General features: G+C 66.6%; 27 protein-coding genes and 2 tRNA genes. 8 read left to right on the top strand and 21 right to left on the bottom strand.

Annotated features, from left to right (window positions below):
* The first annotated feature begins 2 nt into the window (after positions 1 to 2).
* Both H8F24_RS10695 and H8F24_RS10690 read left to right on the top strand, forming a co-directional pair.
* On the top strand, positions 3 to 227 hold the full coding sequence (locus H8F24_RS10695) for a hypothetical protein (RefSeq protein WP_197153873.1): 225 nt from the start codon (positions 3 to 5) through the stop codon (positions 225 to 227).
* Positions 228 to 358: 131 nt separating this feature from the next.
* Positions 359 to 751 (top strand): hypothetical protein, encoded by a 393-nt coding sequence (locus tag H8F24_RS10690; protein ID WP_197169664.1) that lies wholly within the window; start codon positions 359 to 361, stop codon positions 749 to 751.
* 343 nt (positions 752 to 1,094) lie between these two features.
* Here H8F24_RS10690 and H8F24_RS10685 read toward each other — a convergent pair whose 3' ends face one another.
* Positions 1,095 to 1,943, bottom strand: coding sequence for a hypothetical protein (locus tag H8F24_RS10685; protein WP_197153871.1), 849 nt, complete (start codon positions 1,941 to 1,943; stop codon positions 1,095 to 1,097).
* A 93-nt stretch (positions 1,944 to 2,036) separates the two neighbouring features.
* Here H8F24_RS10685 and H8F24_RS10680 point away from each other — a divergent pair.
* Positions 2,037 to 2,110 (top strand) — tRNA-Arg (locus tag H8F24_RS10680).
* A gap of 83 nt (positions 2,111 to 2,193) precedes the next feature.
* On the opposite strand, the gene H8F24_RS10675 is transcribed toward H8F24_RS10680, so the two are convergent.
* The gene (locus H8F24_RS10675) at positions 2,194 to 2,637 is read right to left on the bottom strand and encodes a DUF1499 domain-containing protein (RefSeq protein ID WP_197153870.1); all 444 of its coding nucleotides are present in this window, start codon (positions 2,635 to 2,637) and stop codon (positions 2,194 to 2,196) included.
* A 63-nt stretch (positions 2,638 to 2,700) separates the two neighbouring features.
* On the opposite strand from H8F24_RS10675, the gene H8F24_RS10670 reads away from it, so the two are divergent.
* Positions 2,701 to 3,054 carry a 4a-hydroxytetrahydrobiopterin dehydratase gene (locus tag H8F24_RS10670; protein ID WP_197153869.1) on the top strand — a complete coding sequence of 118 codons (354 nt, stop codon included), beginning with the start codon at positions 2,701 to 2,703 and terminating at the stop codon, positions 3,052 to 3,054.
* Positions 3,055 to 3,216: 162 nt separating this feature from the next.
* Here H8F24_RS10670 and H8F24_RS10665 read toward each other — a convergent pair whose 3' ends face one another.
* The 3 genes from H8F24_RS10665 to H8F24_RS10655 form a co-directional block, all read right to left on the bottom strand.
* A complete protein-coding gene (locus H8F24_RS10665) occupies positions 3,217 to 3,516 on the bottom strand; it encodes a hypothetical protein (protein WP_197153868.1) in 300 nt (99 codons plus the stop codon).
* Positions 3,517 to 3,951: 435 nt separating this feature from the next.
* Positions 3,952 to 4,176: a hypothetical protein gene (locus H8F24_RS10660; protein WP_197153867.1), complete on the bottom strand. Its 225-nt coding sequence runs from the start codon at positions 4,174 to 4,176 to the stop codon at positions 3,952 to 3,954.
* Positions 4,177 to 4,284: 108 nt separating this feature from the next.
* Positions 4,285 to 4,833: a L,D-transpeptidase gene (locus H8F24_RS10655; RefSeq protein ID WP_231597748.1), complete on the bottom strand. Its 549-nt coding sequence runs from the start codon at positions 4,831 to 4,833 to the stop codon at positions 4,285 to 4,287.
* Between the two features lie 200 nt (positions 4,834 to 5,033).
* On the opposite strand from H8F24_RS10655, the gene H8F24_RS10650 reads away from it, so the two are divergent.
* Entirely contained in the window at positions 5,034 to 5,411 is a 378-nt protein-coding gene (locus tag H8F24_RS10650) for a YccF domain-containing protein (protein WP_231598271.1), read from the top strand.
* 180 nt (positions 5,412 to 5,591) lie between these two features.
* On the opposite strand, the gene H8F24_RS10645 is transcribed toward H8F24_RS10650, so the two are convergent.
* From H8F24_RS10645 to ftsH, 4 genes are all read right to left on the bottom strand, one after another.
* A tRNA-Ala gene (locus tag H8F24_RS10645) sits at positions 5,592 to 5,664 on the bottom strand.
* 126 nt (positions 5,665 to 5,790) lie between these two features.
* Positions 5,791 to 6,426 (bottom strand): transcriptional repressor LexA, encoded by a 636-nt coding sequence (gene lexA, locus H8F24_RS10640; protein WP_197153865.1) that lies wholly within the window; start codon positions 6,424 to 6,426, stop codon positions 5,791 to 5,793.
* Between the two features lie 86 nt (positions 6,427 to 6,512).
* The gene (gene argF, locus H8F24_RS10635) at positions 6,513 to 7,469 is read right to left on the bottom strand and encodes an ornithine carbamoyltransferase (protein ID WP_197153864.1); all 957 of its coding nucleotides are present in this window, start codon (positions 7,467 to 7,469) and stop codon (positions 6,513 to 6,515) included.
* A gap of 98 nt (positions 7,470 to 7,567) precedes the next feature.
* Positions 7,568 to 9,478 (bottom strand): ATP-dependent zinc metalloprotease FtsH, encoded by a 1,911-nt coding sequence (ftsH, locus tag H8F24_RS10630; protein ID WP_197153863.1) that lies wholly within the window; start codon positions 9,476 to 9,478, stop codon positions 7,568 to 7,570.
* A 113-nt stretch (positions 9,479 to 9,591) separates the two neighbouring features.
* Here ftsH and H8F24_RS10625 point away from each other — a divergent pair, with 113 nt between their 5' ends.
* Positions 9,592 to 10,374, top strand: coding sequence for a potassium channel family protein (locus tag H8F24_RS10625; protein WP_197153862.1), 783 nt, complete (start codon positions 9,592 to 9,594; stop codon positions 10,372 to 10,374).
* 51 nt (positions 10,375 to 10,425) lie between these two features.
* Positions 10,426 to 10,665, top strand: a complete 240-nt coding sequence (locus H8F24_RS10620; RefSeq protein WP_197169663.1) for a Nif11-like leader peptide family RiPP precursor — start codon at positions 10,426 to 10,428, stop codon at positions 10,663 to 10,665.
* Positions 10,666 to 10,722: 57 nt separating this feature from the next.
* Here the strand turns inward: H8F24_RS10620 and H8F24_RS10615 are convergent, their stop codons facing one another.
* The 5 genes from H8F24_RS10615 to H8F24_RS10595 all read right to left on the bottom strand — a co-directional run bounded on the left by H8F24_RS10615 (position 10,723) and on the right by H8F24_RS10595 (position 16,338).
* A complete protein-coding gene (locus H8F24_RS10615) occupies positions 10,723 to 11,787 on the bottom strand; it encodes a mechanosensitive ion channel family protein (protein ID WP_231597747.1) in 1,065 nt (354 codons plus the stop codon).
* A complete protein-coding gene (ribD, locus tag H8F24_RS10610; protein WP_197159123.1) occupies positions 11,784 to 12,848 on the bottom strand; it encodes a bifunctional diaminohydroxyphosphoribosylaminopyrimidine deaminase/5-amino-6-(5-phosphoribosylamino)uracil reductase RibD in 1,065 nt (354 codons plus the stop codon). The genes H8F24_RS10615 and ribD overlap by 4 nt, the downstream gene beginning before the upstream one ends.
* Positions 12,849 to 12,925: 77 nt before the next feature.
* Positions 12,926 to 13,453, bottom strand: a complete 528-nt coding sequence (locus H8F24_RS10605; protein WP_370594611.1) for a DUF3122 domain-containing protein — start codon at positions 13,451 to 13,453, stop codon at positions 12,926 to 12,928.
* On the bottom strand, positions 13,450 to 16,035 hold the full coding sequence (locus H8F24_RS10600; RefSeq protein ID WP_197169661.1) for a GH116 family glycosyl hydrolase: 2,586 nt from the start codon (positions 16,033 to 16,035) through the stop codon (positions 13,450 to 13,452). Before H8F24_RS10600 ends, H8F24_RS10605 begins: the two co-directional genes overlap by 4 nt.
* A 51-nt stretch (positions 16,036 to 16,086) precedes the next feature.
* Complete coding sequence (locus H8F24_RS10595) at positions 16,087 to 16,338, bottom strand: hypothetical protein (protein WP_197153858.1); 252 nt, start codon at positions 16,336 to 16,338, stop codon at positions 16,087 to 16,089.
* 118 nt (positions 16,339 to 16,456) lie between these two features.
* On the opposite strand from H8F24_RS10595, the gene cbiE reads away from it, so the two are divergent.
* On the top strand, positions 16,457 to 17,791 hold the full coding sequence (cbiE, locus tag H8F24_RS10590; protein ID WP_231598270.1) for a precorrin-6y C5,15-methyltransferase (decarboxylating) subunit CbiE: 1,335 nt from the start codon (positions 16,457 to 16,459) through the stop codon (positions 17,789 to 17,791).
* Here the strand turns inward: cbiE and H8F24_RS10585 are convergent.
* From H8F24_RS10585 to H8F24_RS10555, 7 genes are read right to left on the bottom strand one after another with little or no spacing between them, the layout of a single operon-like run.
* The gene (locus H8F24_RS10585) at positions 17,773 to 18,432 is read right to left on the bottom strand and encodes a Na(+)/H(+) antiporter subunit B (RefSeq protein ID WP_197169659.1); all 660 of its coding nucleotides are present in this window, start codon (positions 18,430 to 18,432) and stop codon (positions 17,773 to 17,775) included. The two genes, cbiE and H8F24_RS10585, sit on opposite strands and share 19 nt — an antisense overlap.
* Positions 18,429 to 18,953, bottom strand: coding sequence for a hydrogenase subunit MbhD domain-containing protein (locus H8F24_RS10580; RefSeq protein WP_197169658.1), 525 nt, complete (start codon positions 18,951 to 18,953; stop codon positions 18,429 to 18,431). The genes H8F24_RS10585 and H8F24_RS10580 overlap by 4 nt, the downstream gene beginning before the upstream one ends.
* Complete coding sequence (locus H8F24_RS10575) at positions 18,950 to 19,276, bottom strand: monovalent cation/H(+) antiporter subunit G (protein WP_197153854.1); 327 nt, start codon at positions 19,274 to 19,276, stop codon at positions 18,950 to 18,952. Before H8F24_RS10575 ends, H8F24_RS10580 begins: the two co-directional genes overlap by 4 nt.
* Positions 19,276 to 19,521, bottom strand: coding sequence for a hypothetical protein (locus tag H8F24_RS10570; RefSeq protein ID WP_197153853.1), 246 nt, complete (start codon positions 19,519 to 19,521; stop codon positions 19,276 to 19,278). Before H8F24_RS10570 ends, H8F24_RS10575 begins: the two co-directional genes overlap by 1 nt.
* Entirely contained in the window at positions 19,518 to 19,925 is a 408-nt protein-coding gene (locus H8F24_RS10565) for a Na+/H+ antiporter subunit E (RefSeq protein WP_231597746.1), read from the bottom strand. Before H8F24_RS10565 ends, H8F24_RS10570 begins: the two co-directional genes overlap by 4 nt.
* A 20-nt stretch (positions 19,926 to 19,945) precedes the next feature.
* Positions 19,946 to 21,502, bottom strand: a complete 1,557-nt coding sequence (locus H8F24_RS10560; RefSeq protein ID WP_231597745.1) for a proton-conducting transporter membrane subunit — start codon at positions 21,500 to 21,502, stop codon at positions 19,946 to 19,948.
* A complete protein-coding gene (locus H8F24_RS10555) occupies positions 21,499 to 21,873 on the bottom strand; it encodes a cation:proton antiporter subunit C (protein WP_197169657.1) in 375 nt (124 codons plus the stop codon). Before H8F24_RS10555 ends, H8F24_RS10560 begins: the two co-directional genes overlap by 4 nt.
* Between the last annotated feature and the right edge of the window lie 3 nt (positions 21,874 to 21,876).

Below are 21,876 nucleotides of genomic sequence, written 5' to 3'. Positions count from 1 at the left end.
CGATGCTGCTGCGCCTGCGCCTGCTGTGCTCCACGGTGATCGGCAGCGGCCTGTTGCTGTTGGTGCTCTGCCTGGGGGCCCAGAACCTAGAGGATCGACCCAGCCTGCAGCTGGGCTTTGGTCGCACGGCACCGCTGCCGAGCGGTTTTCTGGTGGGCATGGCTCTGGTGCTGGGCATGGTCAGTGGCGGCACCAGCGCGGCGATCCTGCTCCCCCGCCGCCCTTGAGGCTTCCCAGAGGGGCAGCGTGATCTCAGCCGGCGCGGCCGGGACCCGCTTCGTGAAGAAGCTCCGTTTTTCCTGCCTTGGGCCAGTCCATCAGGTGCACTCTGGAGAGGTGGTTGGTTCCGCTTCTTCCCATGCAGACCCTCCTGCGCGTGGTTCCCTCAGCGACGATCCAGGCGCACGTCGGGCAAGATCCCGGTCTTTCGGCCCTGCTCGAGTCTCTGGAGCCAAGCACAGAAGACTTCGAACCCGATCTGGATCTGGACTGGGATCTGGATCTGGATCTGGATCTGGATCTGGATCTGGATCTGGATCTGGACTGGGAGGAGTCGCCACCGCCTCGCAATCCTTTCCTTGTGGCCCTGGAGGTGCGGGCAGCCATGCTGCGGGAAGCTCTGCTTCAGCAGGCTTGCCTGCCTCGGGGCCAGGTCACGTCGCCAGAGATTGTTTCCATGGACGATGTTCGCGAGGAACTGAGCAGCATCGGAGTGCTTCTCGCGCATTTCCAGACCATGGATCCGGCCTGATTGCGCGGATCAGACCGCACGGACCTGACAGGGTTCCGGTTGCTGGGCTGGCTTATGGGTTGATTGCGCCAGAGACCCTTGCTGGAGTCGCCTGCGAGCTTTGATGGCTTGTCGTCTTGGCAACACTGCCTTCACCAAGTCTGCGGCATCCTCCGATTGAACGGATCCAGGATCGCCAGAGACCCAGACCCATGACCAGTAATCGGGCAGACCATCCACCCTCCCCTTCACGACATGCCAGCGTTGCCAACCCTGGCCGGGTCCTCTGGCCCCTGGCCCTGGAAGATCTGATCAGTGCCCAGGCTCGGCGCGCCCATGATCCCAGCGAAGGCGGGCTCTCCCTTCAGGAGCCTGGCAGGGCATAGAGGGCACCTTCGACCACCAGACGCGTGATGCCCTGCTTCAACAGGTAGGGAGCCGTGAGCTGAAACACCGCCACATCCGGTACTTTGATCACCCGTTGAGTGCGGCCGCACTGGCGTTTTGCGTGGCGTGGATTGGCGAACACGTGCAGGGCCTGGCGATCCTGCTCCTCGTCAGCGAGGGGTTGCAGATCGCTGAACTCCCGCAGCGGTCGGGCCTGTAGCTCCACCGTCTTGTCAACCAGCATGTAGACGCTGCTGGGCAACGTCGCTTCTTCCAGTGGCTGGGCTTCGATCGACGGGCGTGTGTCATCGACGACGGTGGTCGTCAGTGGAATCACCAGGAACACATCGGCGTCGTCGTCCTCCCCACCATCCATGCTGTCCTCGTCATCGCTGGTATCCCCGTCGTCCCCGAAGTCATCGGCATCGTCGATGGCAAGGCCGGTGGCGGCTTCGTCGTCCTCGCTGCTCTCGCCGCCATCGTCGCTCTCGCTTTCGATGGTGCTGTTGGCTTCCTGGGGCGCCACGGGCACTGCAGCGTCGAGGACCTGTGCGCTGGGGATGGGGAGGTCTGGTCCAGGCTCCTCTGGGATCAACGTCGGCACCGCGACATCCGCAGTGGCCTCCGCGGCGACCGCACTGCCGCGGCGACCTCGCCTCTGCTTGAGCCCCTCGTATTCGGCTGGATCGAGAGACGCCTTCACCACCCGGCTCACGGTGATGGCACTGCAGCCATAGATCCCCGCCAGCTCCTGGCTGGTGTCTCCGTTACGAAAACGGGCCACCAGCTCTGTTTTCTGCGCTTCGCTGAGCCGGGTCGCCGCCATGGCGCGAAAATCGCAGGGTTGACCAATCTACGTCCCACCAGCACGGGCACCTGCCCACAAGGCATCATTGGAAGACCTGGCCCAGGCCAGTGAGCTCCCTTAGCTCAGCCGGATAGAGCAGCTGCCTTCTAAGCAGCCGGTCGATGGTTCGAATCCATCAGGGGGCGTTGGGGCGAGACTCCTGTCACCTGCTTCTTGAGCCTGGGTCGAGAAGCGGTTGCCGAGGCCAGCCCCGTGCCCTGACAAGAGTTCAGTCACGCTCCAGAGCTGTGCTGAGCCACTCCAGGCGACGGGCGTTGACCCCGAGATCGGAATCCCCGAGCCGCGATACGGAGCGGGCCTGCACCTGCTGGTGGACAGGATCCGCCAGGAGCTCGAGATCGTCCACGAAGCCGAATAGGCTGCTGGTGGCGGTGGCATGCAGGTAGTTGGACTGACGCTCCACGATGCGGATCGCTTCGGTGGCCTCAAGCCGGGATGCCAGGAACTCCACGGCAGCATCGGGATCGGCAACCGACCAGTTCTGACGCGCGCAGTGCGCTGAGCTGGCACAGGGTGACAGCGAGCCTCCGTGGATGCCGAGATCAGCCGGCAACGGTCCTTCCAGGTGAAACATCGAGGCCAGGGCCGCGGACGGTGCGCCCCAGCCCACCAGGAGCACAATCAACAGGGGCAGAAGCAGGCGCAGAAGCATGGTCAGGAGCGGCGGCGCGATGGGAATTCTGCCCATACTTGCGGCAGCAACGCGCGACACCCCATGGCCCTCGGAGATGAGACCTGCGTTCCCTGCCGGGACGGGGCGCCCACCCTCACCCCAGAGGAATGCGACGCCGTGCTGCAGGAACTGCCGGGCTGGGAGGTGGTGGACGCCCACCACCTGCGCAAGGCCTGGACCTTCCCGGACTTTGTCTCCGCCCTGGCGTGGGTGAATCAGGCTGGTGAGATCTGTGAACGCCAGGGCCATCACGCCGAGTTTCAGCTCGGTTGGGGCCATGTCGAGGCCGAGATCTTCACACATAAAGTGGATGGCCTCACCAGAGCTGATGCCGTTCTGGCGGCACATTTCGACGCGGCCAAAGAGGCTGCCGACGCCAGCATGCCGCAGGCATAGATCTGCAGCTGAAGGATCGCTACTTCGAGTATCCCGTCAACACGCTCCTGGCTGGACCCAGACCTTTTAGTGGTTCGTTTTGCTCTGATGATGTCATCTCGTTTGATTGGAACGGCTTGATTTCGATCAGCCTCTTTGGGGCTGTCTTGCCAGCGGCTCAACTCAGGACTGACGCACCAGAAGATGACGGCGGAAGCCATCGAGCATCCGCAGCCGTGCCGGAGAGGAGGTGCAGCGCCGCGACGTGAGCAGATCCGAGGTGGTGGCAGCGATTTCGGCCACGGGCATGCAGCGCGACAGCTCCCGTTCAAGACGCTCGAACACCCCGTTGGTCTCGGCCTCATTGCCCTGGTCTGCCGCCTGGAGGGTGGACCCGTGGGCGGGCGTGGCGGCGTTGCTGGCCATCAGCCCGTCCAGGGTGGATAGCAGGACGGTCCGCCGCCAGGTGAGGTAAGACGTCATCAGCTGTGGATCGATTCAGCGCAACACCAGTGTGATCACCTCGCCGGAAGCTGCGCCAATCTGACGTGATCTTTCTTGATGCCCAGTGCTGATCACGATGGCATCGTGATCAGGTTTTCAACACGTCAAATCGGCATGAACATGCCCTCTCGCGTGTGTCTTTAAGCACATCTCTGTCCGATGATGGCTAATCCGCTGGTTCACGCATGAGCCCCGTGAGGTCGCTGCCACGGGCTCGGCCGCTTCCCCTGGTGCTGTGGAGCGCGGTCGTACGGCTGTCTGGCGATGCGTCTGGGGTGGTCCCGGCGGGTTCAACGGGATCGCGACCGGATGCCTTGGTCAGCGGACACCCATCCAATGCCGCTCTGGCTGATCAGCGAACCAGCACCGGTCACGCCTCTGCCAGGCAGCGACCAAGCCTCTGCCAGGCATCACTCAATCCGACGACGAGGGCGTTGCGGTGAGCCGCTCGTAGAGCCACCAGCCCAATCCTCCCCACACCACTGTCCAGCCCACGAAGGTGGCGAGGGTGCCCAGCTGACCGGTCTCGAGCGAGTAGACACCGACGTGGAGCAGTGCGGCGTCGATCAGGGAGCCGCCGATGCCCCAGCCCAGCACCCAGGTGAACAGAAAGCCGATGGCGGCGAGGTTGCCGGTCATGCCTTGCCCAGTTCCAGAGATGGAAGAGGGACAATCTGCCGTGGTCTTGTCCGCGGTGTTGGATGTCTTGGCCTGGAGGTGCGACCTGCCTCGGGCTCACAGGAGCCCTCAGGGCAGCACTTCAAGTTCGCTCACCCCGTGCTGCTGCAGCAACGCCGTCAGCGTCAGCAGATCATCTGCATGGATCATGCCGATGCAGCCATCGGTGCCGCTCTCGCTGCCATGCCCCGCGCTTGGATCGAGATGGATGCCGAGGGCACGGCGATCGGTGGGGAACTGCGGCTCCAGGCCGATCCAGCTGATGCGGCCCAGCTCAACCGGCAGATCATCGGACCCTGCCAGGGAGACGATCTCGGAGACGCGGTAGTGCCCGGGGGGCAGGGGTGAGCGGCTGCCGAGGCGATGGCGATCTGCCTGCTGCCGATCCGCCCGTCCCGCAAGGGCCGCATAGGACCGCAGGGGTTCTCCCGGCAGCTCCAGCTGCAGTGCCCAGACAGGATCGCCACTGCCCGGCAGGACGCGATCCGTGCGCCGCAGCCGCATCAGGCCTGCCGCCTCCGCCGCTGGGGCCAGGGCTGCCAGGCCCAGACAGGCCAGCCCAAGGGCCACCCGAACCGCGGTGATGCCAGGAAGTAACGGGCGCGTCGTCGACACCATGACGGCCAGGGAAGGGGAGCCGGTCGTAGCGCCGCCCTGACGGCCCCACCAGGGGGTGTGGGGTCAGCACGGGAACTGCCCGTGCGCTGGTCATCGCCTTGGATGGAGGTCATCGTGTGGCTACCGATCAGCAGCAACCTGCCTGTTCCAGCGTGAGCCTCCTTCTCAACATCCTCTGGTTTGTCCTCGGCGGCTTTGTGATGGGGGTGGGATGGTGGCTGGCAGGCCTCGTCGCCGCCCTCACGATCGTGGGGATTCCCTGGGCGCGCGCCTGCTTCGTGATCGGCAACTTCGCGTTCTGGCCGTTCGGCTATGAGGCCGTCAGTCGTCGGGAGCTCACCGGCCAGGGCGACTTCGGAACGGGGCCGCTGGGGTTGGTGGGGAACCTGATCTGGTTCCTGCTGGCCGGCTGGTGGCTGGCGATCGGCCACCTCAGCTCCGCCTTGGCCTGCTTTGTGACCATCGTGGGAATTCCCTTCGGCATCCAGCACATCAAGCTGGCTTTGATCGCCCTGGCACCGATCGGGATGAAGGTGGTGCCGGTCACAACCCCAGCAGGGGCCGGGCGTTATCCGTGAGTTGCCAGGCCACAGATGGTCAACGAAGTCAGGCTTGAGGGCACCCAGAGAGGCCCCATAAAAATTCTCCAATGAATTGGAGAGAGAGCCGAGTACGAAAAATTGAATTAAAATATAAAGTTGAAACCAAATTCAACCAAATATCTTGTTGAAACAAGCCCAAACAAAAACAGTGATTAATGGAGCCAAGCGGATTCGAACCGCTGACCCCCTGCATGCCATGCAGGTGCTCTACCAGCTGAGCTATGGCCCCATGCTTGCAAGAAACGAACGAAGTTCTGGTGACTTCGCTTGGCCCGGAGAGCCCCGTCGCTCGCCAGGAGACTTTACACCGCGGCCTGTCCTGGCTTGATGGGTTCCGTCGAGCTGTTGTGCAGACTCAAAGCTGGCGCCACACGGCCACGAGGCGACCCTGGATCAGCACCTGGTCGGCGGGCAGCACGATCGGTTCGTAGGCGGGATTGGCGGCCTCCAAGCGGATCTGGGTTCCATCGGGATGGAAGTGCTTGAGTGTGGTCCCGCTGCCGGGCACCTGGGCGCTGACGATGGTGCCGGGCCGAATTCGGCTGGCATCGCTGACCGGTTCCATCAGCACCATGTCACCGTCAGCGATGTGGGCGCCCACCATCGAGTCTCCATTCACGGTGAGGGCAAACAGGCCACGACTTTCCAGCAGCGGCGCGATGTCGAGCCGGTCCTGGACATCGTCGAAGGTTTCCACCAGGCCTCCGGCCGCTACAGCACCAAGCACCGGAATTCCCTCGGAGCGCTCGCCCAGCAGCTGCAGAGTGCGGGCCTGGCCCTCCTGCCAGGTGATCCAGCCCTTCTGCTGCAGATGCCTCAGCCGGCTCTGGATCGGGGCCGGCGAACGCAGGCCCATCGCCTGCATCATCTGCCGGATCGAAGGACTGTGGCGATGGGCGGCGATATACCCCTCCAGCCAGTCGTACAACTCGCGCTGGGCCGATGTGAGCGTTTCCAGGGTGGAAGCGGCAGGAGGAGGGAGTACCGGCACAGATCATCGAGCACCTGATACATCTGTATCGCTCTGGGGCCACTTTTGTCCAGAGATCGGCCGGCCGGATTGGAACCCGGAGCCACTCAGAACGCCCCCAGCACCGCCGCCAGCAGGGCCTGCTGCACATGCAAGCGGTTCTCCGCCTGATCAAACACCCGGCTGGCGTCACCCTCAATCACGCCGGCACTGATCTCTTCGCCGCGGTGGGCCGGCAGGCAATGCAGCACGATCGCCCGACTGTCCGCTTCGGAAAGGAGCGCTTCATCCAGACACCAGCCCGCAAAGGCCCGCTCGCGTTCCGTCTGCTCCTGCTCCTGGCCCATTGAGGCCCACACATCGGTATAGAGCGCCTGGGCGCCGCGCACGGTTGCCACCGGATCGTGCAGCACCTCCAGGCGGCAGCGATCTCCGGCCAGGCTTCGGGCCTGCTCCACCACGGCCGGATCGGGCAGAAACCCCTCCGGACAGCCCACCCGCACGTTCACCCCCAGCAAGGCGCCGGCGATCAGGAGGGAATGGGCCACGTTGTTGCCGTCGCCGACGTAGGCCAGGGTCAGGCCCTCGATCTCCCCGAAGGAGTCCTGCAGGGTGAGGTAATCGGCCAGGGCCTGGCAGGGATGTTCCAGGTCGGTGAGGGCATTGATCACCGGGATGGAGGCCCAGTGCGCGTACTCGGCCAGCTCCTGCTGGGCGAAGGTGCGGATCGCCAGGGCATCCACGTAACGGCTCAGCACCCGGGCCGTATCCGCCACCGGCTCTCCGCGCCCCACCTGGGTGACCGAGGGGTGGAGATCGACCGTCTGCCCCCCAAGGCGCGCCATCGCCACCGTGAAGCTCACCCGGGTGCGGGTTGAGGCCTTGGTGAAGATCAGGCCCAGCGTCTTGCCGCCCAGGTCGATGCGGCGTTGTCCACTCTTGAGTTCGGCGGCCAGCTGCAGCAGGGCCAGGGTCTGATCGCCGCTCAGATCAGCGGAGGAGAGGAGATCCGATCCGCGCAGGCCGCTCAGCAGCGAGGCGAGGCTGGAGAGCTGGGAGGTCATCGCCCCATCTCAAAGAACCCTTATCCGGGATTGGGGGCCCCGCCGTCAAGGGCGGAGACCCGGAAGCATCCGGGGCGGGACGCTTCCCTGTCTGGGACTCAGGCTGGGCTGAGCTGATCTGCACAGCTGACAGCCTCTTCCCCCTGGGGCATGGTGCTGGAAGCGAGCAGATCCTTGAGATCGTCGCCTTCGATCACCTCCTTCTCGAGGATCTTCTCGGAGATCGAATCGAGCAACCCACGGTTGTGGTTCAGGATCGACAGGGCCCGTTCATGGGCCCGATCCACCAGGGTGCGCACCTCCTTATCGATCGCCTGGGCGGTGGCGTCACTGACGACACGGCGGGGGTTGCTGGGCCCACCGAGGAAGCGGCTGCCGCCCTGCTTGTCGTAGGCGAGGGGCCCGAGGGTCTCGCTCATACCGTAGGTGCCCACCATCTGCTCGGCGATGTCGGTGGCGCGCTGCAGATCATTGGCGGCGCCGGTGGTCACGGCACCGAAGACGATCTCTTCAGCGCTGCGGCCCCCGAGCAATGTGGCGATCTGCCCCTCGAGATCGCCCTTGGAGTTGAGAAAGCGTTCCTCCGTCGGCAGCTGCAACGTGTACCCCAGGGCTGCCATGCCGCGCGGCACGATCGAGATCTTCGCCACCTTGCTGCCGCCTGGCATCAGGTGACCCACGATGGCGTGGCCCACTTCGTGATAAGCCACCACTTTCTTCTCATCGGGCTGGAGCACTCGGCTCTTCTTCTCCAGGCCGGCCACCACCCGTTCGATCGCTTCGTTGAGGTCGCCCTGCTCCACACTGGTGCGGTAGGCGCGGGCCGCCAGCAGGGCGGCCTCGTTGACCAGATTGGCCAGATCGGCGCCGGCGAAGCCACTGGTGGCCTGGGCGATCTTGTCGAGATCAACGCTGCCCGACAACTTCACCTTCTTGGCATAGATGTCGAGAATCATCTTGCGGCCTGAGAGATCAGGCCGATCCACCAGGACCTGGCGATCGAATCGGCCGGGCCTCAGCAGGGCGGCATCGAGCGTTTCGGGCTGGTTGGTGGCCGCCAGCACGATCACCGGCTTGTCCTGAGCGGCGAAGCCGTCCATCTCGGTGAGCAGCTGGTTGAGGGTCTGCTCCCGTTCATCATTGCCGCCGACCACACCCATCGACCCGGAGCGGCTCTTGCCGATGGCATCGAGTTCGTCGATGAAGATGATGCAGGGCGCTTTCTTCTTGGCTTCCTCGAACAGGTCCCGCACCCTGGCGGCACCGGCACCGACGAACAGCTCGACGAACTCGGAGCCCGAGATGATGAAGAAGGGCACACCGGCCTCACCGGCCACTGCTTTGGACAACAGGGTCTTGCCGGTGCCGGGAGGACCCACCAGCAGCACGCCCTTGGGAATGCGGGCGCCGATGGCGGCGTAGCGCTCCGGGGTCTTGAGAAAATCGACGATCTCGGTGAGCTCCTGCTTGGCCTCATCGACGCCAGCCACATCGGCGAAGGTGACGCGCGATTCCTCATCGGGCACGTAGACCTTGGCCTTGCTCTTGGTGAAGCTGAGGGCTCCCTGGGCGCCGCCGCCCATGCCACTTCTCCTGGCGAAGAACTGAAGCACCAGAATGAAGATCAGCGGAGGCACCACCCAGCTCAGCAGCGTGGTGAAAAAGTTTGGTTTTTTAGGAGGAGCAGCGGCGAATTCAACCCCATGCTGCTCCAGGCGCTGGGGTAACTCCATGTCGAAGATCGGGGTCGTGGCCAGCACCGAGGGCGCGCCTTCTTCCTCAGGGCTCTTGAGTTCGTAGCGGATCTGGTCCTGGGTGATGTACGCACGTTTGACGTTGTCGTCGTTCACCTGATCGATGAACAGCGAATAGGGCACCCGCGGCACCTGCTGCATTCCCTGCGACGGCAGGAAGTTGCTGAACAGCAACAGCACACCGAAGCCGATCAACACCAGATTGATCACTCCGAAGCGCCGGTTCGGACCTTTGTCGTCCTGGCGGATGGCCATCGTCAGTCGTCCGTAGTCTGACCAAACTAAGGGTCCTTGCTGCAGGGGAGCCCCGAGGGCGGGGTGGGAGAACCGAACGGCGGCCCCACAATGCAGGCAACCGAGGCGGCTGCATGCATCTGCTGAGTCCAACTGATCTCAGTCCGGATCGACGGCGATCTCGCCGACATCGCTTTTACCGCAACCTGCTGCTGCTCGACCTGTTCATCCTGGGCTGCCTGAGCCTGCCGGCTCCGTTCAACCGGCTGGCCCATCTTGTTTACGGACTCCTGCTGCTGATTCTCAGCCTGCAGCTGCGCGAGACGCTGCGGCCCGGCGGCCGCCGCAGCAACGATCTGGCCTTCCGCCTGGTGGGGCTGGCCTGCTTGCTGTCGATGGTGTTCTGGTCGTTCACGCCGCTGGAGGTGCGCAACAGCGGCCTTCCCCTGCTGCTGCTGATCACCGGCTTCATCGCCTGGAGCCTGCAGCGGCTGATCCTGTTCCTGTCGGAGGAAAAGCTGATCAACCAGAAGGTGTTGATGGGGGCCGTGGCCGGCTACCTGCTGCTGGGCCTCACGGCCGGCATGGTGGTGACGGTGCTGGAGACCCTCCAGCCGGGCAGCTTCATCAGCGCCAGCGATCAAAAGCCACTCATCCTGCCAGGGCCGACCAGTTCATTGGAAGTGCCGTGGAACCTCGACTTTGTGCGTCTCACCTACTACGCCTTTGTCTGTATCAGCACCGTGGGTTTCGGCGACATCCTGCCCCAGACGCCAGCTGCGCAGATGTTCACGGTGCTGTTCACCGTGGTGGGGCCGCTGTACATCGCGGTTGTGATGGGGATCCTGATCAGCCGCCTCACGGTGCAGGAAAGCGAAGTCCAGAAGAGCCACCCGCCGCTGCGGGACGACCCCTGAGCACCTGGCACGCTGTGGGCTTAGGACTGAGACACCCATCGGACCTGATTCATGAGCCTTGATCAACTCGATGCCTTTCTCGCCCGCGCCGATGCCGACCTGCAGCAGCGGCTGAATCAGCCCCTGGAGTTGGCCGCTTTTCTGGCCCTGGCGGCGGAACAGGGCTACCAGCTCAGCGAGAGCGACGTGATCGCGGCCCAGCAGCGTCAGGAGAGTGAGCTCAGCGATGAGGAACTGCAGCACCGCACAGCCAGCGAGGCCTGCCGCCTGCGTCACTTCATTCCCAGCTGATCTGGTCCAGCACAGCCACTCCATCGACTGATCCGCCGCCGCGAGCCTGGTAGCCCCTTACCCTTCGGCCCCCGCTGAGCTCTCCTGCGGATCCTCGTTCTGAGGCTTGGTCTGGAGCACCAGCCTGGTCGGGAAGGGCATCGCGGCGCCCTGGCTGGCCACGACCCGGCCGATCCGCTGAAGGATCTCCTGCTGCAGCTCGTAATAGGCATCGGAGCTGCCGCCCCCGAAGCACTCCAGACGGAGATCGAGGCTGGATTCCCCGTATCCCACAAAATGCACCCGCCTGGGCAGGGATGGCTCCACCCCCGGGCATTGGGTCAGTTCCTCGCGCAAGGCGGAAAGGATCGGCTCCAGCAGGGGCTGATCGTCGTAGCGGATGCCGAACGTCACCAGCACCTGACGGTGATCGCGGCGCGCACCGTTGAGGATCGCCGAGCTGGCGAAGGTGGCATTGGGCAGATAGAGAGGCTGCTGATCCGGTGTGATCAATTGGGTGTAATACAGCCCGATCACCTTCACCGTCCCCTGCAGGGACTGGCTCGGCACCTGGATGAAGTCGCCGATCACAAAGGGGCGGTTCACATACAGCATCACCCCGCCCAGCAGGTTTTCCACCAGGGTGCGGGCGCCAAACCCGAGGGCGGCCGCACCGAAGCCACTGGCGGTGAGCAAGAGCGTGGGCGACACCCCCATCAGGCGCAGCACCTCGAGTGTCGCCAGCAGCAGCAACGTTCCCGTGATCAGCTTGTTGAGCAGGTCCTGAAGAAAGTTGCGGTCTGCCTGGCTGCGTTGCTGCAACCACTCCAGGTTTTCTCCGGCATGGGCCAGCAGGGCGCTTTTGCAGCGCAGCACTGTCCAGACCAGTCCGAGGATCAGCACCACCTGCCGCACCTCGCTGCCGTTGCGGCTCAGATCCCAGCCCAGGCGCTCGAACCCCCACCAGATCAGGGTGCCCAGCCCGATCGTGAGGCTGACACTGAGGCGCGCCCGCAGCAGCAGGCGCCGCGCCAGACCGCTCGGCCGTGCCAGCCGGGCCAGTTGGTCCATCCCGATCCAGACGACCACGGCCAGCAGCAGGCCGCTCAACAGAAGACCAAGGTCAAAGGGCAGGATGATCACGAGGCAGGGGCCTCCAGGCGCCAGAGCAGGTCGCCATCCAACACGGATGGCGGTCTTGCAGTCCATGCGGCCACCTGGTCCATGGCCGTGAAGCCGAGATCATCCAGGGGTGTGAAGGCGGCCAGACCACCCATTGGTTTTGGTGCGATCACGGCCACGATCTCCTGCACGGCCCCGACCCGCAGGGCCGCCGCCGCCAGAGCAGGGCCGCATTCCCACAGCACCTGGTTGCAGCCGCGCCGGGCCAGGGCCTCGAGCAGCTCCGTGGGTTCGCAACGGCTCAGCACCAGCCGTTCCACACCGCGTCGATCCAGCTGGAAGCGCCGCCGCGGCTGGGCTTCGTACCCGTGGGCCACCAGGGTTGCGGCGTCAGCCTGGTCCCAGAGACGGGCCTGCTCCGGCAGGGCCAGGCTGCGGCTCAGCACCACCCGCAGCGGCTCCGGCGAGCGTCGCCCCCGGCTGGTGAGCAGCGGGTCATCGGCTCGGACCGTGCCGCCGCCGACGATCACCGCATCGCAGCTGGCCCGTAAGTGGTGCACCCAGTCCCGTGACGCACTGCCGCTGATCCACTGGCTGGCGCCATTCGGGAGCGCCGTGCGGCCATCCACGCCCATGGCCCACTTGAGGATGGCCAGGGGGCGACCGGTCTGGACCCGATGCAGAAAGGCGCGGTTGAGGCGTAGGGCTGCAGCTTCCGCCACGCCCACGATCACCTCCAGGCCCGCCGAGCGCAGCTGGGCAATGCCACGGCCGGCCACCCGGGGATCGGGATCGGCCATGGCCACCACCACCCGCGCCAGGCCCGCGCGGATCACCGCCTGGCTGCAGGGGGGCGTGCGGCCCTGATGGCAGCACGGCTCCAGGGTCACGATCAGGGTGCCGCCGCGGGCCCGCTCACCGGCCTGCACCAGCGCGCCCACTTCGGCATGGGGTTCGCCGGCCGCGGCATGGAAGCCTTCGCCCACGAGCTGGCCGCTTCGATCCAGTACCAGGGCCCCCACCATCGGATTGGGACTGGTCCGGCCGGCTCCGAGGGCGGCGAGCTGCAGGGCCCGTTCCATCCAGCCGTGCCACTGGCTGGAGGACGAGCAGTAACCGATGCCCGCCCGTGGGCTCGGCAGAGGCGAGGTCGGCAGGCTCACACTGGCTCCGCGGCGTCGTTGAGGCTGCGCCACTCCGCCACCACGTAAGGGGGCACCGGCAGGTCGGTGAACACTCCCCTCAGCTGCAGCCGCAGCGGCCGGTTCTGCTGCAGATCGGCCAGCAAGGGCGCCAGATCAAACTCAGCGGCCGCGGCCCGACCATCGCCGGCCAGGGCGGTGCTGGCCAGGGTCACATCGGCCAGTTGCCAGCTGAGGCGGCCGCTGACCACCTGCAGGTTGGTGGGGTGGTCGAGCCTCACCTTGCCGGGGTAGCCCACCAGGCGCAGGATCAAGGGGCCGCCGACCGGACCCTGGCGGTAGGCCACCACCTGCCAGCTCTGACCGTCGAGGTCCCGCAGGCTCTCGAGGCTGCGGACTACCGGGATGCTGTTCTGATCCGGATGGGCATGCAGCTGGGCCATCGCCAGCGCTGGCCAGCCCAGCCAGCAGAGCAGACCCAGGATCAGGGCCAGGCCAGGCTGGAGTGGGTGGGCCCAGCGCCGCTTCAGGGGAGGCACGTTCAAGCTGGCTGCTCCCTGTGCAACGGCCAGGGGGCCGGCTGTTCCGCGCCGGGAATCGCCTGCCAGTCCGTATGGGTGGCCCACAGGGCCCAGATCGCCATGGCCCGCAGGTAGTGGCAGGCGCGGAAGGTGTTCACCGCCGTGATCGCCTCGGGGGTGCGGAACTGCAGGCCGCCCCCATAGACCTGCTGCACCACGGCGCCGGTGATCGCGAAGGCGGTGCTGCTGTCGCCCATCAGCCGGTAGTAGGCGGCCAGGCCGAAGTTGATGCCAGTCCACACCTCCAGCGGGTGGGTGCCGTTGGGATCGAGGGGCGTGCCGTCGCGACGCAGGCCATTGGCCACACCGAGGCTGCCACCCCTGAACCCCTCGAAACAGGCTTCCTTGACGGCGTTGAGGGCGGAATGGGCCCGATCGTCGGCCACCACGGCGGGCAGACCGAGCAGGCGGGCGTAGAAATCGCCGCAGAGCTGGTCGGCCATCACCACGGGGGTGCCGCTACAGGCATCTATGGCGTAGTACTCGCCGTTCCAGAGCAACCGGTCGAAATTGGCGCGTGACTGCTCCAGCCAGCCGCTGAACTGCCGTTGCTCCTCTGAGGTATCAAGGCCCAGCTCCAGCTGGAGGCGCTGGCCCATCGCCAGGGCCGCCTCCAGGGCCGCGATCCAGAGCGCACCGCAATAGGCGCTCACGCCCTGCAGCGGCCAGTCGTCGAAGGTCTGGTCCGGGGCGCCGCCGTTGTCGGGCAGGCCGTCGTCGTTGGCGTCAAAGGTCTTGAGGTAGCGCAGCGCGTCCACGGCGGCCGGCCAGCACTCCGCCAGGAAGCGCAGGTCTTCTCCGGTCGGTGCGAGCCGGAACGTGCGCCAGACCTGCAGCACGAAGTCGCTGGCCAGATCCTTCCAGAGATTGCAGTCTTGATAAGCGGTGTAGTTGGTGGCATCCCAGGGCCGCTCGTTGGGGGCCCCGAGGTCGTGGGGTGTGGCACCAGCCACCTTGCGGGCGGCCTCGACGCGGCCCCGCCCCTGGGTGAAATACCAGCCGATCGGCCGCGGTGTGGGGTCGGCGGCGGGGATGGCGCGGGCGAAGCTGCGCAGCACGCTCTTGTCCAGCTCCGGCCAGAGCTGCAGCAGAGCGAAGGAGCCGTAGAGCCGCACATCAAGGCTCTCGTACCAGGCGTAGTCGAGGCACTCCAGCACCCCGAAGCGGCCCACCGGATCGGCGGGACTGGCAGCGGTCCAGAGGCTGCCGCCGCTGGCCAGGTCATAGAGCTCGTTGAACAGGGCCATGCGCAGCGGCTCCGGCAGGTCGGTGCGCTCCAGCACGGGCTGCTGCCAGGCGTCGATCCGCTCCAGCCAGCCGCGCCAGTCCCGCAGGGCTTCGGCGGCGATGGCGGCGGCATTGTCTCCCACCGCACCGAAGACATCGGTGTAGCGACGCAGGGCGGTCGTGCCGCTGGCGAAGGCCGTGACCGGCAGGTCCCAGCTGATCACCACTGGGATCTCGACCGTGGCGCCGGGCTCCAGGCGCAGCTGCACCGCCAGGGCGGCACTGGCGGGATCGTTCTCCGCACTGCGGCGATCGTTGTCGCCATCGGGGATGGAGCCGTCGCGGGCGAAGGGTTCCCAGAGTTCGGCGCCACTGCCAGCCGGGTTCCAGCGGCTGCAGCGCTGAATGCGGGCCCCCGGCACGCCGGCTGCCTCCAGGGCTGCGGCATCGGGCACCGCCAGGCACCACTGCCCTTCCCCTTCGGCGATCGGCTCGCTGCGCTCGCCCTCCAGCAGGATCCCCTGCAGGCCCGGCTGATCGATCCAGCGGTTACGCTGGCCGCGGCTGTGGCCGATGGCGGGCACGTAGTTGTGCTCGGGGCTGCCGTCGTCGCGGAAGTGCACCGAGGCGGAGGGATCGGTATTGCGGAACCAGCCCACGGTGTTGCGCCAGCTCAGCAGCAACGACAGGTCCAGGGGGCGGTCGCTGGGGTTGTGCAGCGTCCACACGAACACCGCCACCGGATAGCTGCTGCGCTGGTAGTCGCCCGGCAGGATCGGACTGAAGGCCTCGCAGCTGAGCTCGGCGGCGAACACACCGCTGTAGTGGGTGGCGCTGAGGGGATAGCGGGCGGCGTAGGTGCCGGTGGTGGTCTCGGCGGTGCTGGCGGGGTACCAGCTCCAGCTGGTCAGGGGCTCGCCCGCCTCGGGCCGGGAGGCGTCCAGCGGCGGCTTCACGGCCAGGGCATGGGCGCGGCTGCTGCTGCCATCGCTCTCGAACAGGGCGAACTGGCAGTCCGGCAGGGTGCCGAACCAGTGCTCGCCGCCGTCCAGGTGCCAGAGGTTGACGCTGCCATCGGGGCCTCGGCCGATGCAGCCGGCGCCGAAGCCCCCCAGGGGCATGCCGTGGTTGGGGCCGTCGTCGAGGTTGCTGGCGTAGCGCACGGTGTAGGGCGCGTCCCAACCCAGACCAAAGGGTCGCGACCAGCTGGCCACCGGAGGCTTCCAGGCCGTGCCGGCGCTGCGGCGGGACCCTTCAACCGGACGGGATCCGGCGTCCCGCAGCAGCGATGTCAGGGCGGACAGGCCAAAACGCGCCATGCAGGTTCTATGGATGCCCCCAGCTTGTCAGAGCTGGGTTGTCCCGTTCGATCACGGCTGCCACTCCTGGGGCTTCGGCGCCGGGAAGCCCCCATTCACCTCCTGATCCACCAGGGCATCGAGGGTGACGGCGGAGCGCACCAGGGCCTGATAACGCAGCACCACCCGGCGGTTGCGCTCGATCCAGGTGCCGGCATCGCCATCGGGCAGGCCGGCACCGTCGCCGGAAAGCAGCTCCAGGTCGCCCTGCTGGGCCAGCAGGGCGAGCACCAGATCGTGGATGCGCTGGCGGCGGTCATGCATGGCGGAGTGGCCGACGGACTCCCGAGGGAACGGAGTTGAGCATCATGGCCAGCACTGGCCGTGGCAAGCCCTGAGCGAACAATCCTGGCTGGATGTGGTGGGCACCGGTGCCGGCGGCATGGCCAGCCTGCCGGCGGCGGCACAGCAGTTGGTGCGCAAGGCTGCGCTGGTGGCCGCCCCGGCTCGCCTGCTCGACGAGCTGGAGCTCTGGTCGAAGATCCAGGGCCCGCAGACCACTGAGACCCTGACGGAGGCTGCAGGACTGTTCTCCGCCAAGTCAGCCATCACGGGTTCAGGCGCTTCGGACGCATCCGGACCAGGTTCTGGGCCTCTCCTGATCGCCAGCGACAGACCCGCCGAACTGATCCCCCGGCTGCAAGAGGCCTTGGCCCAGAACTGCCGCGTGGTGCTCCTGGCCAGCGGCGATCCGCTCTGGTTCGGCATCGGCCGGATCCTGCTGCAGCACTTCAGCCCGGAGCAGTTGCGCTTCCATCCCGCCCCCAGCTCCCTGCAGCTGGCCTTCGCCCGCCTCGGCCGCCCCTGGCAGGACGCCAGCTGGATCAGCCTGCATGGCCGTGATCCGGCGCCGCTGGCGGCGGCGCTGCAGAAGCGTCCTGCCGCCCTGGCGGTGCTGACCGATCCGGGCCGCGGTGGAGCTGCTGAGGTGCGCAGCCTGCTGCGGGCCTCGGGCCTGGAGGCGGCCTACGGCCTGTGGGTCTGCGAGCGGCTCGGGCATCCAGCCGAGCGGGTGCAGCGGCTGGCGCCTGCCGCGGCCCTGCCGGAGGATCTCGATCCGCTGCACCTGGTGGTGCTGCTCGCGGAGGCGCCGCCGCCGCCGGATCCGCTGGCGTTGCCCCTGTTCGGGCTGGCCGATGGGCTCTGGCTGCAGCACGACGACCGGCCGGGTCTGATGACCAAACGGGAGGTGCGCATCCAGCTGCTGGCCGATCTGGAGTTGCCGACCAGCGGTGTGCTCTGGGACCTGGGGGCGGGGGTGGGCACGATCGGACTGGAGGCGCTGCGGCTGCGGCCGGCTCTGCAGCTCTGGGCCGTGGAGAGCCGCAGTGGATCCAGCGCCTTGATCGAAGCCAACGCGGCACGGCTGGGCGTCCGACCGGCCGCCATCCTCGAAGGCCGAGCGCCGGCGGTGCTGGAACAGCTGCCCGATCCCGATCGGGTGCTGATCGGCGGCGGCGGCCGAGATCGCGGTCCGATCCTCGAGGCTGTGATGGGGCGCCTGCGGCCCGGCGGCAGAGTGGTGCTTCCCCTGGCGACCCTGGAAGCCCTGGCGGACCTGCGGCCCCGGCTGGAGCAGGCCGGTTTCTGCCTCAGCGTCAGCCAGCATCAGGCCTGGCGCGGCGCTCCCCTGGCCGAGGGCACCCGCCTGGCGCCGCTCAATCCAGTGCTGGTGCTGACCGGAGTCAAGCCCGCCCTTCAGAGCAAACCGCGGTAACGAACGAAGAGCTGCACCATCGCCCAGGAGCCCAGCGTCACCTTGAGGGCGACCAGAATATTGAGCAGGGGAATCCAGCCACCGCTGGCGAGGCTGCCGAAAGCCCCCTGCGGCGGCGCCAGGCCATCCAGGGCGAGGAACGCCAACAGCACGAAGGCGATCACGGCGGCCTTTTCCCAGAGATCGGCCCGGTAGCGCTTGTAAAGACGGTCGAAGGCGGCGGCGGATCCACTGATCAGCAGCAATCCGATCGCGGTGCCACCGGCGACCCCGGCGGCGAAGCCTCCTCCTGGGGAAAGATGGCCCCGCAGGGCGAGTTCCACCCCGATCAGGGCTGAGATCGTCGCTCCCAGGCGGCAGAGCGTCACCGATGGGGGGTCGTCGAGGGAGCGGACCCGTGCTGCGGCGACTTCGCCGGCAAGAACAAAGCGAACGCCGAGCGAGGCCAGGGTGAACACCACCACTTCGGCGACCGTGTCGTAGAGCCGGGTGTGGAGAATCACGCCCGACACAAGGTTGGGAACGCCGGTCTGGGAGGTGATGCCAGCCAGCAGGGAAGTCAGCGGCTCGGCCACGGGCAGGGGCGAGCTCAGGGGCGCCAGGCAGAGCGCGATCGCCGCCAGCAGGTAGAGCCAGGTCATGGCCGCGGCTCCAGCACCAGCTCACCGCCGTCGTCCTGCCAGCGCTGGAAGCCCTCGAGAGCCCGCAACTTCGCCGCCAGCTGGGGGTTGCCGAGTACCAGCCGTTGCCCCTGCTCGATGCGGCCGTGGCAGGGCATGGGTCCGCTGGCGCTGGCCTCAGACCTGGAGAGCAGGCGAAGACGAAGGTGCAGAGGCTCCAGCCAGGTGCGCAACAGCTGGATCCGCTCCTCCTGCAGGGGCTCGCCCTCGGGCACGGACAGCAGCAGCGCCATCGAGGAACGCAGGGCCACGGCGTAGAGCGTTGTCGAGAGCAAGGTGCCCACCAGTGCCTCAGTCAGGGCGACATCGGGAGCGCCGAGCAAGGCATAGAGCAGGGTGGCCACCGATCCCAGGATTCCGCGCAACACGAGGGTCTGGTAGGGGTTGGACTGGCTCACCAGCAGGATGGCGGTGAGTGGCAGCAGGGCCGTGATCGGCAGCAACAGATCGAGATCGCTGGCCAGGGTGAAGACCTGGTTCATCGCGGCTCCCCCTGCGGGTTGCGGGAGAAGCCCGTGGGCCTTCTGCGCGATTGGGAACAGGTCGCCAGCACATAGCCGAAAATCGTGTTCCACAGCATCAGTGCCAGCAGCCCCAGGGTGAGCAGCGGCCACTGCCGCGGAATGCGCAGCAGCAGACCCAGAAGCATCAGGGCCGAGCCGAGGGTGTCGGCCACCGAAAGGGCATGCAGCTTACGGGCATAGCTGGAGGTCTCCAGCAGGGGCCAGGTTCCCCAGAACCAGAACACCAGGCCGGTGCCGAGCAGCAGCAGGCTGGCGGTTTCGCTGATGGCAGCCAGGCCCATCACCGCTCCTCCCGCAGCAGATTGGCGAGCAGCAGCATGCCCGCATTGCCGGCGCTCAGCACGATCACCCCCACCAGGCCGAGCATCCAGTCGCTCCTCACCACCGAGACAACGAGGATGATCAGGGCCACCTTCGAGGCGATGCTCGCGAAGGCGGCCAGCCGGTGCCAGACGTCCTGCTGGCGGCAGGCAACGGCAATCGGAATCAGCAGGGCCAGGACCATGCCCCAGAGCAGCACGGTCATGGCGTCTCCTCGGCTGATGGCCTGAGCGTCTGCCGCCGGGGAAGCAAGGCATGGACGCGGTAATGCTGGCCATCGGGCTCCAGCCCCAGGGCGATCGTGAACGGCGTGAGGGTGATGCGGAACACGTCCAGGAAAATCAGCAGCGGAATGCTTCGATTCGTCACCGGTTCCTGGATCAGACGCTCCTCCAGATCGACGGCCACCATCAGCCTCAGGGCCTCGCCGTAGGCCTGGGGGACGGCCGCCAGACTGAGCCAGAGGGCGCGCACCAGCTCTCGCAGGGGCAGCGGCCTCGATCGGGCTCTCGGCAGAGCCAGGGCCACGGCCACACCGATCAGCAGATTGAGACGACCGAGATCGGCCGTGAGCAGGCACCAGAGCAGCAGCCGGAAGCCGGTGCTCAAGAACAGAGGGAGGAGTCTTCTCATGGCTGCAGCGCCACCATCAGGGAGGCCCCGACAATCCCGACGCTGCCGACAAGATCCTGGAAACGTTCCAGGTCTGGCAGCCTCAGCTGGCCCAGTCGGCGCAGCGGCTCCAGGGTGCGGTGGACGATCAGGGCCGCCAGCAGAACCAGGGCGGTCTTGGCGGCACCCTTGAGGATCGAGCTGGACAGATCAGCCATCGAGGCTGTCGAACCAACCAAGGAGGCCGACCCACCCCACCCGGCGATGGGCAGAAGCACAGTCAACAGCAGCAAGGCCGCCAGCAACAGAACGACCCCGGCAGACCAGGAGGCCCCCGATCGGGCTTGCTCCAGCGCGGCGTCCGGTGCGGCTGGGTCATGGGGAAGAGCCGCTGACAAGGGGGTGCCCCAGAGGCGGACATAGACCGCTGCTGTGCCCACCATCAGCACCGTGGTGACCAGGGCCGTTGGCCCGGCAATCGCCTCGTCCAACTGTTGCTTGGCGAGGTATCCAAGCAAGGGCGGCGCCCCCACGATCGAGAGGGACGCGATCCACAGGGGCCAGGCGACTGCAGCCGGCAGGGGCCGACTGACCCAACCCAGCAGCTGGCGGCTGGGGAAACGCCGTGCCAACAGGAAGAGAGTGGCCTTGGCCAACCCATGGGCCAGGGCATACAGACCAGCTGCGGCCGGCACCAGAACCACAAAGCCCACCTGGGAGAGGGTGCTCCAGGCCAGCAGGCGCTTCGCATCGGTCTCCACCAGCGCGAACAGGATGCCGAGGGCCGCACTGGCGAGGCCGATCGGGACCATCACGGCCGAAAGCGATGGCACGACATCCATCAGACGCACCAGGGGGCAAAGTCCGCCGGCGACGACCACGCCGGAGAGCAGGGCAGACACCTCAGCCGGCGACTCGGCATGGGTGCGCGGTAGCCACAGGCCCGAGAGGAACAGACCGGATTTGGTGAACAGGCCCACCAGCAGCAGGGCCAGGGCACCACCACCGCTGGTGAGGGCCACCGCTTCGAAGCGGAAGCTGCCCTGCTGGAGATAGATCACCGCGGCACCGATCAGATACAGGGTCATCACCGTGTTGCCGATCAGCAGATAGCGAAGCCCCACCCAGAGGCAACGATCCGATCGGCTCGTGAGCACGAGCAGGAAGGCACTGACCCCCACCACCTCCAGGCAGACATACAGGCTGATCAGATCAACGCTGACGAACGCTGAATTGAGGCCGCCCTGCAGCACCATCATCAGCAGCAGAAACGGCCCTGTGCTCGGCCGTTGCCAGCCATCCAGCAGCACCGCGCCGCAGACCAGGGCATTGAGCAACAGGAAGGGAACAGCCAGGGCATCGGGCGCCAGCGCGACCCCTTCAGGGCCAAGAAGCAGGAGCGTGGCCGGCATGGCCTGAAGCCCAATCGCCGCGGCGATGGCAGCAGTGGCCAGCACACAGCCCAGGGCCAGCCAGCGAGCCAGTGCCGGCAGCAGGGCGGCCAGGAAAGCCGCCAGGAACGGCAGCAGCAGCCATGCGGTCAGGATCGTTTCAGGGGAGAGGGCAGCGATCACTGCGTCTCCTTGATGTCGAAGCTGGCCAGATCGAGGCAGGGATCGCGCAGGGAGAGACGCGAGATCACCACCAGCAGCAGGGCCTGGATCGACAGGCCGATCACGATGGCCGTGAGGATCACCGCCTGCGGGATCGGATCGGCCCAGGCCGACACCCCCAGCGCCTGGATGGCCCCATCCGGCGTTCGTCCGAGGATGGGGCTGCGCAGGCCCGAGCGGGCTGCCAACAGCACAAACAGCGCCACAACGGCACTGCCCATCACATCCATGGCGAGGACCTTGAGGAAGAGGTTGCGCCGCAGCAGCAAGCCAACCAGTCCGGCCAGCACGGCCAGGAGAATGAGCAGTTCCAGAAGCCGGAAGGCTTCCATGCG

The organism is Synechococcus sp. CBW1002 (assembly GCF_015840915.1).
GTDB lineage: Bacteria > Cyanobacteriota > Cyanobacteriia > PCC-6307 > Cyanobiaceae > CBW1002.
This window is presented reverse-complemented; position numbering and strand designations above follow the sequence as displayed.

Bases quoted from the DNA above. Each gene is read 5' to 3' on its own strand.
- H8F24_RS10580 (WP_197169658.1), bottom strand. From the start codon at position 18,953: ATGAACCAGGTCTTCACCCTGGCCAGCGATCTCGATCTGTTGCTGCCG.
- H8F24_RS10570 (WP_197153853.1), bottom strand. From the start codon at position 19,521: ATGACCGTGCTGCTCTGGGGCATGGTCCTGGCCCTGCTGATTCCGATT.
- ftsH (WP_197153863.1), bottom strand. From the start codon at position 9,478: ATGGCCATCCGCCAGGACGACAAAGGTCCGAACCGGCGCTTCGGAGTG.
- H8F24_RS10655 (WP_231597748.1), bottom strand. From the start codon at position 4,833: ATGGTGTCGACGACGCGCCCGTTACTTCCTGGCATCACCGCGGTTCGG.
- H8F24_RS10695 (WP_197153873.1), top strand. From the start codon at position 3: ATGCTGCTGCGCCTGCGCCTGCTGTGCTCCACGGTGATCGGCAGCGGC.
- ribD (WP_197159123.1), bottom strand. From the start codon at position 12,848: ATGGAACGGGCCCTGCAGCTCGCCGCCCTCGGAGCCGGCCGGACCAGT.
- H8F24_RS10595 (WP_197153858.1), bottom strand. From the start codon at position 16,338: ATGCATGACCGCCGCCAGCGCATCCACGATCTGGTGCTCGCCCTGCTG.
- H8F24_RS10555 (WP_197169657.1), bottom strand. From the start codon at position 21,873: ATGGAAGCCTTCCGGCTTCTGGAACTGCTCATTCTCCTGGCCGTGCTG.
- H8F24_RS10670 (WP_197153869.1), top strand. From the start codon at position 2,701: ATGGCCCTCGGAGATGAGACCTGCGTTCCCTGCCGGGACGGGGCGCCC.
- cbiE (WP_231598270.1), top strand. From the start codon at position 16,457: ATGGCCAGCCTGCCGGCGGCGGCACAGCAGTTGGTGCGCAAGGCTGCG.
- H8F24_RS10625 (WP_197153862.1), top strand. From the start codon at position 9,592: ATGCATCTGCTGAGTCCAACTGATCTCAGTCCGGATCGACGGCGATCT.
- H8F24_RS10600 (WP_197169661.1), bottom strand. From the start codon at position 16,035: ATGGCGCGTTTTGGCCTGTCCGCCCTGACATCGCTGCTGCGGGACGCC.
- argF (WP_197153864.1), bottom strand. From the start codon at position 7,469: ATGACCTCCCAGCTCTCCAGCCTCGCCTCGCTGCTGAGCGGCCTGCGC.
- H8F24_RS10650 (WP_231598271.1), top strand. From the start codon at position 5,034: ATGGGGGTGGGATGGTGGCTGGCAGGCCTCGTCGCCGCCCTCACGATC.
- H8F24_RS10660 (WP_197153867.1), bottom strand. From the start codon at position 4,176: ATGACCGGCAACCTCGCCGCCATCGGCTTTCTGTTCACCTGGGTGCTG.
- H8F24_RS10585 (WP_197169659.1), bottom strand. From the start codon at position 18,432: ATGACCTGGCTCTACCTGCTGGCGGCGATCGCGCTCTGCCTGGCGCCC.
- H8F24_RS10620 (WP_197169663.1), top strand. From the start codon at position 10,426: ATGAGCCTTGATCAACTCGATGCCTTTCTCGCCCGCGCCGATGCCGAC.
- H8F24_RS10685 (WP_197153871.1), bottom strand. From the start codon at position 1,943: ATGGCGGCGACCCGGCTCAGCGAAGCGCAGAAAACAGAGCTGGTGGCC.
- H8F24_RS10690 (WP_197169664.1), top strand. From the start codon at position 359: ATGCAGACCCTCCTGCGCGTGGTTCCCTCAGCGACGATCCAGGCGCAC.
- H8F24_RS10575 (WP_197153854.1), bottom strand. From the start codon at position 19,276: ATGGGCCTGGCTGCCATCAGCGAAACCGCCAGCCTGCTGCTGCTCGGC.
- H8F24_RS10675 (WP_197153870.1), bottom strand. From the start codon at position 2,637: ATGCTTCTGCGCCTGCTTCTGCCCCTGTTGATTGTGCTCCTGGTGGGC.
- H8F24_RS10665 (WP_197153868.1), bottom strand. From the start codon at position 3,516: ATGACGTCTTACCTCACCTGGCGGCGGACCGTCCTGCTATCCACCCTG.